Here is an 11,600-nt window from a genome sequence, read left to right as displayed (position 1 = left end):
ACAGCTAATGTTCCCGGGTTTCCACTTCCAGACCCTTCGTCGCAAGCCCCGTTCGGAGCAACAGAAACTTGCCGATAGACTGGCTTTGTTGCAACAGAATACATTCAAGCAAATCGGCGAGGTCTTTGAAAAGTTCATTCCCCGGCAGCTTCTCAAGTCGGAGAAAGAGGGGGGCATGAGTCGCAGAAGGCTTTTCTCCAAGGAGAACACCTTCTGGGCTTTCTTCAGCCAGGTGCTTGATGCGGATGGGGGCTGCAAGGAAGTGATCCGCAAGCTTCAATCCTATGCCTCCCTCAAGGGAATCACGTTCCCTTCGTCATCGACTTCTTCCTATTGTACGGCCTGCAAGAAGCTCGATATAAAGATGCTTGCCGAGATATCGCTGGTCATCCGGAAGGGAGGTCGGAGATTGGTCCACTGAGCGGCCGACAGGTGATCGTCGTCGATGAGACGGGTATCAGCATGCCGGACACTTTGGAAAACCAGGAAGTCTGGCCGCAAACGGCTTCCCAGAAACCGGGGTGCGGATTCCCCACCGCCCGCATTTGCGCTTGTTTTTCGCTGGCCGGCGGAGCCTTGCTCAGCTACGCCATCGGCAACAAGAAAAACCACGAGCTCCCGCTGTTCCGTCAGCAGTGGGGAACCCTCCCGCCCGGCGACGTCTTCCTGGGCGACAAGGGATTCTGCAGTTATTTCGACATCGCCAAGCTGAAAGAACAGGGCGTTGCGGCAGATCAAGGTTACGGTACCCTATCCGGGCTTCAGGGTTCGGTACTTTTACATCGTCACCACGCTTCTGAATGCCGCGCACTATCCCGCTGAAGAACTTGCCGACCTTTACTCCCAACGCTGGGATGTCGAGCTGTTTTTCCGCGACGTCAAGACGACCATGGGGATGGACGTCCTGCGGTGCAAAACACCGGACATGGTCCGGAAAGAAATCTTGATGCACTTTATCGCCGACAACTGTATCCGGCGGCTGATGTTGGATGCGGTCAAGGCAGCGGATCTTGCGGTTCGGGTTGTCAGTTTCAAGGGCAGTCTCCAAGCATTGCGCAACTCGGAGCCCCATTTGAACCAGAGGAGGTTGAACAGGATAGAACGCTCCAGGCTTATCGCCGACCTCCATGAGGCGATAACCGATACCCCAATCCGACAACGTCCGGGGCGTAGTGAACCCCGTTGCCGTAAGCGACGACCGAAAAATTACGAACTGATGACCCGTCCACGGCATGAAATGAAAGAGGCTCCTCACCGAAATAGATATCGTGCTGAAACGATTTAAACTAGCGCCATTCATGGCTGTCCCTCAAGCATATTATACATATTATAATTTATGTGGAATATACTATAAGCCTTGTCTTGGCACAAGAAGAAAACTACAAATAATCTAATGCTTTTAACTGCTTATAGAACTTTTCTTTTTACTGCCCCATCAGTTTTAAAGGTTGCGGGCGTCGTCCCGGCGCTGTTCGGTGGTTCTGGTCTTCGGTAAAGTCAGGTCGGCCGTTCCTGTTCCTGAGCGGTGTCGGGCAGGGCGAAGGTATTGCGGTAATGGCGAATTTCAAGCAGGGCGATCTTGATGATGCTGGCAACCGGTACGCCGATGATCATGCCCAGAACCCCATAGAGCTTGCCCCCCATGATGATGGCGAGCAGCACCCAGAGGGGATGGAGGTTGGAATAGCGGGAGATCAGCACCGGGATCAGGATGAAGTTGTCGACGATGACCTGGGCGATTAGAAAATAGACGATGACGATCCACCAGAACTGAGCGCCCATGCCGAGATCGACCAGGGCGATAAGGATGCCTGGAATCATGCCGACGAGCGGGCCGATGTAGGGAATCAGGTTGGTGACGCCGGCGAAGATGCCGAGGATCGGTGTGTAGCGGAGATCGGTGAAGGAGAGCCCGAGGGTGACCACTAGGCCGACGATGAAGGCTTCGAGCAGGCGCCCGCGGATGAAATCGGCCATCTGCCGACTGACCACGGAGGTCAGGTCATGCACCATTTCGAAATAGCGGTTCGGGGTCAAGGAGACGCAAGTGCGCAGGATAAGGTTGCCGTCCCGCAGGAAAAAGAAGGTAAAGAGCGGCACCAGGATCAACAGGCTGCCAAGGCGCAGGGCCGACTTCGGCGTGCCCACCAGAATCTGGGCGACAAGCTGCTCGGCCAGGGTACGAGCGTGGCCGGTCAGGTCGTAGCTTTCAATATAGGGGAAGCGGTTTTGCAGGTTTTCCTGGGCGTCGCGCAGCAGGGTGATGAATTTGGCGGTGTAGCGAGGCAGGTCGGTGCGCAGGGAACTCCACATCTCCTGCCAGTGGGGGCTGAGCCAGCCGGCGGCGAGGAGGAGCAGCGCGGCAACCAGCAGGTAGACGAGAAAAATGCTTAAGGTGCGGCTGATGTTTTCTCGCTCGATGAAGGAGACGATGGGGCCGAGCAGAAAGGTGGCGATCAGTGACAACAAGAGCGGCAGGAAGAGGCCGCTGGTGGCGGTACGGATCAGGGTCAGAACGGTCGACGCCGAGGAAAAGAGGGAGAGCCCCACGGCGATTCCGGCGGCTAGGACGAAAAAGAAGAGGAGCAGGTGAACCCGGGTCAGCACAGGCTTCGGTGTCATGGCAGGTCATCACTCTCGGTGCCGGTTGGCGGCGGTGAAAGCCTGAGCGCGGCGCGCAGCTGGCGGATTTCCAGCTCGGCCGCCTGCATCCGTTCGCTGAGGATGCGTGCCAGGCTGATGAGGATGGCATTGCTCACGTTCGGATGCTTGCGCGTCGCTTCCATCAGGTCGGCGCGAAACAGGCCGACCAGCTCGGTCTCTTCGAGCGTGCGCGCCGAAGCGGTTCGCCGTGCCGGAGCGAGCAGCGTCGCTTCGCCGAAGAAGTCGCCTGGGCCGAGGACCGCCAGCTGTTCCTTCTGTCCGTCGGGATGGCGAATGAAAATGGCGACCCGCCCCGAGCGTACGGCATACATGCCGGTTCCCGGATCCCCCCCTTCGAAGATTGTTTCCGCCGGGGCATAACGCCGGGCATGGACGAGGCCGGCGATGAAACTCACTTCCCGGCGTCCTAGGTCGGCAAAGATCGCCAGGCTGCGCAGAAAGGCGATAAGCGAATCGGCTTCCGACTTCTTGTGGAAAATGTTGCTCCAGAAGGGGTTCACGGTCGACCTCCACAGGGTGGCGAAAAAGTTCGCCAATTATATCAATCCACAGCGATAAAACCAGAAAAAACCCTGGATCTCGACTTCTCCCCCGACCTCGTTGCCGCGTCCGACCGAGGATTCCCGTCCTTCTCTCCGGGTGGGAACGCGGGGTGCATGGGACACGCGTGGGACGCGTTGACAGAAGATGGGCGCCTTGCTATGCTCACAACACTTTCCAAGGAGACCCTGAATGAATCTCTTTCGATGCCTGATCTGCGGTGAGTCCTACATCGGCTCGGCCGCTCCCAGCCACTGCCCCTTCTGCGGAGCCCCCGGCAAATACCTGGTAGCGGCGGATGCCTATCGGCAAGTTCCCCTTGGCGAGCTTTCCCGCAAGAGCCGGGAAAACCTCGAACGCGCCCTCGACCTGGCGGTCGGCAACGCGACCTTCTACCGGGGAGCCGCGCAGGTCGCCGATTGCGAGCGGGGACGGGCGCTCTTTTCCGCCCTTTCCCGCACCGAGACGGCCCACGCCGTACTCTTCTGCCAAATCCTTGATATTCCTTTGCCCGAGGAGCTTTCGGCTCCTGGCGAGTGCTCGCCGTCACACAAAGAAAATCTGGCCGAGGCGCGCAAGCGAGAAGGTCGTGCCGTGCAGCTTTACACGAGGTTTCTCGAAGAGACTGCCGAGGAACGGGTTAAGCAGGTGCTGAGCGCTTTTATCGAAATAGAGGCCGACCATTTCGGCATGGCCGACGAATGATGACGGATTGAGATTTCAACAGCAAGAAAAGCCAAGGTCTGCCTTGGCTTTTCTTGCTGTTGTCCGTTATTTTCAAACCCTCTCTCCCGCGAGTCGCCACGGTCGTCGCAGTGATCGATTTTGACCTGAAAAAAATTCCCGCTGCTCACGGCGTGTACCTGATGAAGGGCGATGATGGGACGGTTCTTTACGTCGGCAAAGCCAAACATCTGCGCAACCGGTTACGGGGTTACTTTTCCGCCGCCGGCGACGACCGCGCCCATATTCGCTTTCTCATGGACCGGGTCTGCGACATCGAGACGATCGTCACGGATACCGAAAAAGAAGCGTTGATCCTCGAAAACACCCTGATTAAGCAGCACCGTCCCCGCTACAATATCAATTTGCGGGACGACAAGACTTATGTTTCGTTGCGGCTCGACCCGCGCGAAGAATTTCCCGCCCTGCAGGTGGTCCGCAAGGTCCGGCATGACGGAGCGTTCTATTTCGGCCCCTTTGCTTCCTCGTCCGCGGTTCGCGATACCCTCAAGGAAATTTACCGGATTTTTCCCCTGCGCCACTATCCTCTCGCGACCTGCCGGCGGCGCGGTCGCCCCTGCCTGTTTTTCCAGATCGGCCAGTGCAGCGCTCCCTGCCATGGACGAATCAGCGGCGCGGGGTATCGGGAGCTGGTCGACGGAGTGATCGCCTTTCTGTCCGGGCGCGAAAACGACGTGTTGCGGATGTTGCGGAAAAAGATGCTGGCGGCTTCTGACGAGCTGCGTTTTGAAGCAGCGGCCCGGTTCCGCGATCAGATCGGCTCCATCGAGCAGACCATAGAACGGCAGAAGATGGTGACCCCGGCCGGCGGTGACCAAGACGTACTCGGCCTGCATCGCGAAGGGGGCGAGGTTGAAGTGGTGATCCTGTTCGTTCGCCAGGGCAAGTTAATCGACCGGCGCGGCTTTGCCATCGATTGGAAACTGGATGAAGATGAGCTTCTTTCGGCGTTTTTGCAGGAGTTTTACGGACGGGAGGTGGTTATCCCCGAGCAGTTGCTGCTTCCGTTGTTGCCGGAGAATGCCGCCGCTCTGGCCGAATGGCTCGGCGAACGCAAGGGGGGCAGGGTCGAGATGACGGTGCCCCGGCGGGGCGTCAAGCGCGAACTGGTGGAGCTGGCCAACCGCAACGCTCTCGAGTCGTTTCGCGAGCGCGGCAGCCGGCGTGAAGCCATCGACGGCGTACTTGAAGAAATCCATCGTCGTCTGCATCTCAGCCGATTACCCAAACGGATGGAATGTTTCGATATTTCCAATGTGCAGGGGCGGCAGAGCGTCGGTAGCATGGCAGTTCTGATTGATGGCGAGGCGGCCCGAGCCGAATATCGCCAGTTCAAAATCCGGACTGTGGCGGGGGCGGATGACTATGCCTCGCTCTATGAAGTTTTGCGACGCCGCTTCAACCGGGGGCGCGACGATGGGGTGTTGCCAGATTTTATCCTGATCGACGGGGGCCGGGGACAGCTCGGGGTGGTCGACCGGGTTCTTGATGAGCTTGGCCTGATGGGTCGAATCGACCGCGCCGGCATCGCCAAGAGCCGGGTTGTGTCCAACGTGCGCGGGCGAGCCTTGGAGCGTAGCGAAGAACGGTTTTTTCTCCCCGGGCGCAAGAACCCAGTATTGCTCCGGCCGGGTTCACCGGCGCTCTTCATGCTTGAGCGGCTGCGCGACGAAGCCCACCGTTTCGCCCTGACTCAGCATCGCAAGTTGCGCGGCAAAGCCGCGTTTAGTTCGATCCTCGAAGATATCCCCGGCGTCGGCCCGGCCCGGCGCAAGGTGCTGCTCAGGCATTTCGGCAGTCTGAAGAGGATTCGCGAGGCGACCCTGGAAGACTTGTCGCGGGTTTCCGGCCTGCCGGAAGCGGTGGCCCGCAATATCTTCTCCGCATTAGCGCAGTCCGGGGACTGAGCACCTTCGCGTTATCCGCCTGGCCCCAACTCCCTTGTCTCGTCGGCGAAGGTCAGATCCCCTCCATCTGTAGGGCGATTTCCTGAAGCAGTTCTCGATTAATCCGGTTATCGGGGGTTTTGGGTAGATATTTGGTGAACCGGATCTTGTCTGGCAGGTTCAGTTCGCCGATCTCCTCAATGATGTGTTCGCGGACATCCTGTAGGGTTTTTTCCCGGTAGCTTTCATCACGAAAATTCTGCAACACGCAAAAAATCACCAGCATATAACCTTGCAGCGGATGATCGATGACGATGGCCGCGCATTCGCGAATGCGGCGCATGGTCATGACGGTTTCTTCAATTTCGGCGATACTCCGCCGCCCGCTGCCGGTGCTGATCACGTTGTCCAGCCGCCCGGTCAGGTCGAAATTGGCGAGATCGTCGTAAATGGCGCCGTCCCCTGTGGTGAAATAGGTTCGCTCGGGAAATTTTTTCCAGAAGGTTTGCTGGTATCCGACCGGATCCTTGTACAGATCCTGCAACATCGACGGCAACGGCGAGGCCAGCACCAACCGTCCGGGTTCCCTCGCCGCTTTGATCGACACGCCGTTGTGGTCGACAATCCGGGCATCCACTCCCGGCAAAGGGCGCATCATCGTGTCATCCTTGAAATCCGGTACCCCCGGCACCCCGGCGATCAGGCAGCCCCCCGTCTCGGTTTGTCCCCAGATCTGGCTGATGGGCAGATTGCGGTTGTTGGTCAGTTCGAACTGCGCCCAGTTGTATATCTCCTCACTGAGTTTTTCGCCACCGCAACCGATCAGGCGCAAAGAGTTGCTGGCGCGGTTCAGATAACGCTTGGTGCTTTTTGCGCGCATGACGCTACGCAACAGCGATGGGTTAGTGTACAGAACCGTGATGTGATAGCGGTCCAGGTAGTCGAAAAAATAATTGGTGTTTTCATAGGAGATGGCCCCTTCATAGAGAAACAGGGTTGCTCCCAAGGGCAGCGGACCGTAAACGGAATACGTATGGCCGTTGATCCAGGCCAGATCCGAGGTGTTCCAGAAAATATCGGTATCCACCAGATCGAACAGCAACTCGGTGGTGAATTGCGCCCACATCAGATAACCGGCCAACCCGTGCAGCACCCCGCGCGGCTGCTTGGATTTGGTCGAGGTATAGAGCATGAAGAGCGGCTCGTCGGCATGGCGAAGGTGATCATAGACTCCGCCCGTGGCGAACTCGGGATCGGTAACCAGGTCATCGTACCAGATGTCGCGCTTCGGTCGCATCAGGGTGTGCTGGCCAGTGCGCCGCACCACCACGCAGTGCTGAATTTCGTAATCGATACGCTCCATCGCCTCATTCACCAGATCTTTAAGTCCCCGGCTGCGGAAACTGACGCCGTCACAGGTAATAATGAATTTCGCCTGACAGTGTTGCAGGCGCTGCGCCATCGCTTCGGCGGAATAAGCCATGTGGTAGTTGATATGAATGGCGCCGATACTGGCGCAGGCGAGCATGGCCACAACGGTTTCCGGCAGGTCCGGCAGATAGATCAGGACATGGGTTCCTTTTTTTACCCCCAGATGCAGCAAGCCGTTGATCAGGCTCAGGACTTCATGACCCAGCGCCTGATAGGTATAGGTGCGCTCTTCGAAATTGACTCCGCGCCAGATGATCGCTGCCTTGTTGCGGCGCAGGGTATCCATGTGTTTGCCGACCAGGTTTTCAAAGACATTGAGCTTGCCGCCGGAAAACCAGTGGTAATGGGGGGGCGCCATGTCGTCCAGCACCTTGCGGTAGGGTTCCGCCCAGTGCAGATACTTGCGCGCCAGCGCATCGAACAGCTCTTGCTGCGGCATGTCCCGGTAGGCTTCGTATTGATGGGCGGAAATTTTACGCCGCTGATAGTCAATCTTGGGATGAACCATCATTTATGATCCTTACGGGACATGTCCTGCTGGGCGCAAAACAGATCGTTAAGTGTTTTGTAGGGCGAAGACAGCTCCTGCGAAATCCTCAGAAACACCTTTGCCGTCGCGATGGAATCGCCCAGTGCACGGTGCCGCTGGTTGCAGTCGATGACGTAGGTGCTGAGCAGATCGTCCAGTTGGGTATTGGTGTTATTTTCCACCACCAGTTTGTGCAGCAGCATAGTGTCGAGCCAGGGAGCGCCCTCCAGGGAGCAGTTGTAATAATCTTTCAGGTGCCGGTTGAGCATCCGCAGGTCGAAGTTGATATGGTGCCCGACAATGATGCTGTTTCCGATGAAACCGAGAAACTCGGGGAGCGTTTCCGCGATCGACGGTTTATCCGTCAGCATGTCGTCGGTGATGCCGTGCCACTGGATCGATTCCTGCCGGATGGGAAACGGCGGTTTGATATAGGCCTCGTAGATTTTGGTGATCTTGCCGCTCTTAACCTTCACTCCGGCTGCGTTGATAATGGCGTCCTCGGCGATATTCAGCCCCGTCGTTTCCAAGTCAATAATGCAGTAGGAGGCTTCGGTCAAGGTCTTTTTCAGTACGCCTTGCGAGCGGATGGCCTCGCAGCGTTGTCGGACATAGGCCGCCACCGGGTCGCGCTCCGCGTCGCTTTTGCGCGGGCTCACGGTTTTCAAAAGGGTTTTCCACATATCCGACTCCAGCGCGAATAGTCACGCCCGTAATCTTTAAACTGTAAACTTTAAGCTGGAGATTACCCGCTTCAAAGTTTATACTTATCGACATATTTTTCAACAGGAGTTTTATTTAATGAATTTAAAACCGTTTTTTATCCTCGGCATCATCATTAGCCTCATCGTATTATTGTCGCGCTGTCAATACGGCGCGGAGCATCAGAAGGTGGACCCCAAGTATAAAAACGCCCACCTGACCGCAGTCAGCGCCCAGAAACTGCTCAAAGTAAAAAATTATGAAGAGGCCCTCAAATACTACGAGTCGGCTCGGCGGGAGCTGGAGCATCCCAACGTTCAGGGCGATCAGGGGCGGGATGTGTACATCAACTATGGCTTTGTCATGAACGACATCGGCGTCCTTCACCTGGGATGGGCGCTCTACGGCCATAAGTTGAACACCCAGCGGGACAAGGTGAATCCGGCCGCCGTTGACCAGGCGGAAATCGAGAAGGCGCTCCAGGCGCTGAAAACCTCCGTCGATTTCTACCTGCGCTGGTTCGAGCACAACCCTAAGGATTACGAGCGCTTTTCCAAGGCCATTTCGGAAAGCCTGGCCAATTACGGCACCGCCCTGAAATACTCCGGCGACATGGAAGGAGCTCTTGAGGCGTTTCGTCGGTCGTTGTTGTACAATCCCGACAACGGCAACGCCGAGCGCTCGGTCAAAATGCTCGGCATCGATCCGAAACCTTTCATCGAGGCGGGCAAGGCCGAGTTGGACAAACATAAAAAAATCAAGTTTATGTAATTTTCCCGAGGATTTCCCGGTTCCCGCAGAGCGCTCACTCCGCGGGAACCGGACTGAAAATCGACTGCGCAACCCCTTTCCCCGTCGCCTCCCCTCTTCAGACCGTCGTTCTGGGCCGCGTTCATGCCGTCCGGCCCGCGGTCGGCCCGCCCCGCCCCGCCCCGCGCGATTGCCGGATCATTCCATCGCGAACGTTCCCGCCTTGCGAACACCCCGCGCGGGCCGAAAACCCTGGGCCCGACGCTGGCGCCGCTTCCTCCTTGGATCTTTTTGTGCTTTCGCCCAAACCCCTCTTGCCTCTCTCCTTGCCAAGGAGGACTTCAATGCTTCTCCCTTCTGACTGACTTCAAGATAACCTACTGAAATCAAAGGCCTAGACTGACTGAAGTTTCGTTATGAAAAATCGCCTCCGGAGGGGACGTGGGACGCTAAAGAGTACGTTGATTACTCATTCCCCCCCTAAAAAAACCGCCCGCGCTGGGGGTGGGTAAAGAGTTCTTCCCCAGCGGGGGGGCAGGGGAAAGATCGGCCATCGGCTAAAACAAGAGGCGTGGCGCCTTGACGACTTTCGCCGGCTTTCGGCACGGATGACCGCCGGGTTCCGAAAGGCGTCGGCGGCGCTCGGAATCCCTACGCGGCGGGCTCTGAGCGAAACAAAAAAACCCCCATCGCGTACGCGATGGGGGCGAATGAAACGATTCAACACGGCGGACTATTCGTCGTTATGAACCTTGTAAAGCAGTTCCTTGATCTCCCGGGAGGGCTCGGGGGTCATCAGCGAAACCACGATCATGACGATGATGACCAGCGGTACGCCGAGCACCGCGCTGGAGGTGAAGGGGATGTAGTAGGCCAGCAGCGAAGTCTTGGGAATCAGCATCGACCCGAAGGTGACGATCAGGCCCACGATCATGCCGGTGATCGCGGCTTCCTTGGTGGTGCGGCTCCACCAGATCCCGAGCAGAAACAGGGGGAAGAAGGTGTTCGCGCCGAGGGCGAAGGCGACGGCGACGATCTGGGCGATCAGGGCCGGCGGGTTCAGGGCGATGATGATGATGGACAGGCCGAGTATAACGGTGCCGACTCGGGCGATCTTCATCTTGGTTTCTTCGGTGGCGTTCGGCCTCAACACGCGGAAGTAGATGTCGTGGGCGAAGGCCGAGGCTCCGGCCATCAGCAGGCCGCCGACGGTGGAGAAGGCGGCGGACACGGCGCCGGCGGCGAGGAAGCCGGCGAACCACTCGGGCAGGCCCGCCAGTTCGGCGGCGTTGACGACGATGGCGTCCGGCGCGATGTTGACGCCCGAAGTCCCCAGCAGGTTGGAGAATTTGGCGTAGGCCGCGTAGGCGGGCGCGGTCCAGTAGACCAGGGCGATGAAGAACAGGCCCCATACCACCTGCCAGCGGGCGTCGCTGACGCGGGGCACGACGTAGAAGCGGCCGATGACGTGGGGCAGGCCGGCGGTGCCGACCATCAGGGTGAAGCACAGGGCGATCCAGTGATAGGCGGTGTCCTTGATAAACGGCAGATAGAAGCTGGGTTCCGCGACTTCCGGGGCAATTCCGTTGCCGCCGTTACCGATGTCCCACAGGGCGGCACCGTAGCCGATCTGCGGCACAGCGGAGAAGTAGCCCAGCTTATGGGCGATGAAAAAGAGCGGCAGGAAGAAGGTGATGACGATGACCACGTACTGCACCTGCATGTTCTTGGTGGCGCCGAGCATCCCCGAGATCAGGACGTAGGCCAGAACGACCAGGGTGCCGACGACGACCGAGGTCTTGTAGTCGATGCCGAAGATCCAGTTGAACATCATGCCGATGCCCTTGTACTGGCCGACGGCGTAGACGAAGGAGATCAGGATGACGATCAGGGCCGACAGCAGGCGCGCGAACTGGGAATAGTAGCGGTCGCCGACGAAGTCCGGTGCCGTGTACTTGCCGTAGCGGCGCACCGGGCCGGCCATCAGCACCAGCAGCAGCACGTAGCCGCCGGTCCAACCGAGCACGTAGGAGATGGCGAAAAAACCCTTCAGGTAGATGAGGCCGGCCATGCCCAGATAGGAGGCTGCGGACATCCAGTTCGAGGCGATCGCCGCGCCGCCGCCCATTTGGCCGATGCCGCGCCCGGCCGCCCAGTAGTCTTCGGTGGTTTTAGCCTTGGCGAAAACGCCGACCATGACGAACAGAACCAAAAGGCCGATCATCATGAGGCCCGGAATGACCTTGAACTTTCCTTCCGGGTTCAAGTCTTCGACCGCCGCGAAAACATTGCTTGCCGTCAAAAAAAAGAGAAGAGACAAGCCCCATTGCATCATTCGTTTCATTTTCAGGTCT

The 11,600-nt window shown here is 58.1% G+C and carries 11 protein-coding genes; 5 read left to right on the top strand and 6 right to left on the bottom strand.

The window, feature by feature from the left end; translation table 11 throughout:
• Positions 1–4 precede the first annotated feature (4 nt).
• Positions 5–280, bottom strand: coding sequence for a hypothetical protein (locus RBR25_RS04280; protein ID WP_432818295.1), 276 nt, complete (start codon positions 278–280; stop codon positions 5–7).
• 152 nt (positions 281–432) lie between these two features.
• Between RBR25_RS04280 and RBR25_RS04275 the strand changes: the two genes are divergently transcribed.
• Together RBR25_RS04275 and RBR25_RS04270 are read left to right on the top strand one after the other, a co-directional pair.
• The gene (locus tag RBR25_RS04275) at positions 433–822 is read left to right on the top strand and encodes a transposase (RefSeq protein WP_432818294.1); all 390 of its coding nucleotides are present in this window, start codon (positions 433–435) and stop codon (positions 820–822) included.
• Entirely contained in the window at positions 725–1,285 is a 561-nt protein-coding gene (locus RBR25_RS04270) for a transposase (protein WP_432818293.1), read from the top strand. Before RBR25_RS04275 ends, RBR25_RS04270 begins: the two co-directional genes overlap by 98 nt.
• A 212-nt stretch (positions 1,286–1,497) precedes the next feature.
• On the opposite strand, the gene RBR25_RS04265 is transcribed toward RBR25_RS04270, so the two are convergent.
• Entirely contained in the window at positions 1,498–2,622 is a 1,125-nt protein-coding gene (locus tag RBR25_RS04265) for an AI-2E family transporter (protein ID WP_432818292.1), read from the bottom strand.
• Positions 2,619–3,164: a cyclic nucleotide-binding domain-containing protein gene (locus RBR25_RS04260; protein WP_432818291.1), complete on the bottom strand. Its 546-nt coding sequence runs from the start codon at positions 3,162–3,164 to the stop codon at positions 2,619–2,621. The genes RBR25_RS04265 and RBR25_RS04260 overlap by 4 nt, the downstream gene beginning before the upstream one ends.
• Positions 3,165–3,396: 232 nt before the next feature.
• Between RBR25_RS04260 and RBR25_RS04255 the strand changes: the two genes are divergently transcribed.
• Both RBR25_RS04255 and uvrC read left to right on the top strand, forming a co-directional pair.
• Positions 3,397–3,909: a rubredoxin-like domain-containing protein gene (locus RBR25_RS04255; protein WP_432818290.1), complete on the top strand. Its 513-nt coding sequence runs from the start codon at positions 3,397–3,399 to the stop codon at positions 3,907–3,909.
• A 110-nt stretch (positions 3,910–4,019) separates the two neighbouring features.
• The gene (uvrC, locus tag RBR25_RS04250; RefSeq protein WP_432818289.1) at positions 4,020–5,855 is read left to right on the top strand and encodes an excinuclease ABC subunit UvrC; all 1,836 of its coding nucleotides are present in this window, start codon (positions 4,020–4,022) and stop codon (positions 5,853–5,855) included.
• A gap of 52 nt (positions 5,856–5,907) precedes the next feature.
• Here the strand turns inward: uvrC and RBR25_RS04245 are convergent, their stop codons facing one another.
• The gene (locus tag RBR25_RS04245) at positions 5,908–7,776 is read right to left on the bottom strand and encodes an AMP-binding protein (RefSeq protein ID WP_432818288.1); all 1,869 of its coding nucleotides are present in this window, start codon (positions 7,774–7,776) and stop codon (positions 5,908–5,910) included.
• Entirely contained in the window at positions 7,773–8,477 is a 705-nt protein-coding gene (locus tag RBR25_RS04240; protein ID WP_432818287.1) for a 3'-5' exonuclease, read from the bottom strand. The genes RBR25_RS04245 and RBR25_RS04240 overlap by 4 nt, the downstream gene beginning before the upstream one ends.
• A gap of 118 nt (positions 8,478–8,595) precedes the next feature.
• Here RBR25_RS04240 and RBR25_RS04235 point away from each other — a divergent pair, with 118 nt between their 5' ends.
• Positions 8,596–9,267: a hypothetical protein gene (locus RBR25_RS04235; protein ID WP_432818286.1), complete on the top strand. Its 672-nt coding sequence runs from the start codon at positions 8,596–8,598 to the stop codon at positions 9,265–9,267.
• Positions 9,268–9,979: 712 nt separating this feature from the next.
• Here the strand turns inward: RBR25_RS04235 and RBR25_RS04230 are convergent.
• Entirely contained in the window at positions 9,980–11,590 is a 1,611-nt protein-coding gene (locus RBR25_RS04230) for a VC_2705 family sodium/solute symporter (protein WP_432818285.1), read from the bottom strand.
• Positions 11,591–11,600 lie beyond the last annotated feature (10 nt).

Source organism: Trichloromonas sp., assembly GCF_034006665.1.
Taxonomy (GTDB): Bacteria; Desulfobacterota; Desulfuromonadia; order Desulfuromonadales; family Trichloromonadaceae; genus Trichloromonas.
Note: the sequence above shows the minus strand (reverse complement) of the source record. Positions and strands in the feature narration are given on the sequence as shown.

Coding starts and splice junctions, on each gene's coding strand:
- RBR25_RS04245 (WP_432818288.1), bottom strand. CDS start 7,776: ATGATGGTTCATCCCAAGATTGACTATCAGCGGCGTAAAATTTCCGCC.
- RBR25_RS04235 (WP_432818286.1), top strand. CDS start 8,596: ATGAATTTAAAACCGTTTTTTATCCTCGGCATCATCATTAGCCTCATC.
- RBR25_RS04240 (WP_432818287.1), bottom strand. CDS start 8,477: ATGTGGAAAACCCTTTTGAAAACCGTGAGCCCGCGCAAAAGCGACGCG.
- RBR25_RS04230 (WP_432818285.1), bottom strand. CDS start 11,590: ATGAAACGAATGATGCAATGGGGCTTGTCTCTTCTCTTTTTTTTGACG.
- RBR25_RS04265 (WP_432818292.1), bottom strand. CDS start 2,622: ATGACACCGAAGCCTGTGCTGACCCGGGTTCACCTGCTCCTCTTCTTT.
- RBR25_RS04255 (WP_432818290.1), top strand. CDS start 3,397: ATGAATCTCTTTCGATGCCTGATCTGCGGTGAGTCCTACATCGGCTCG.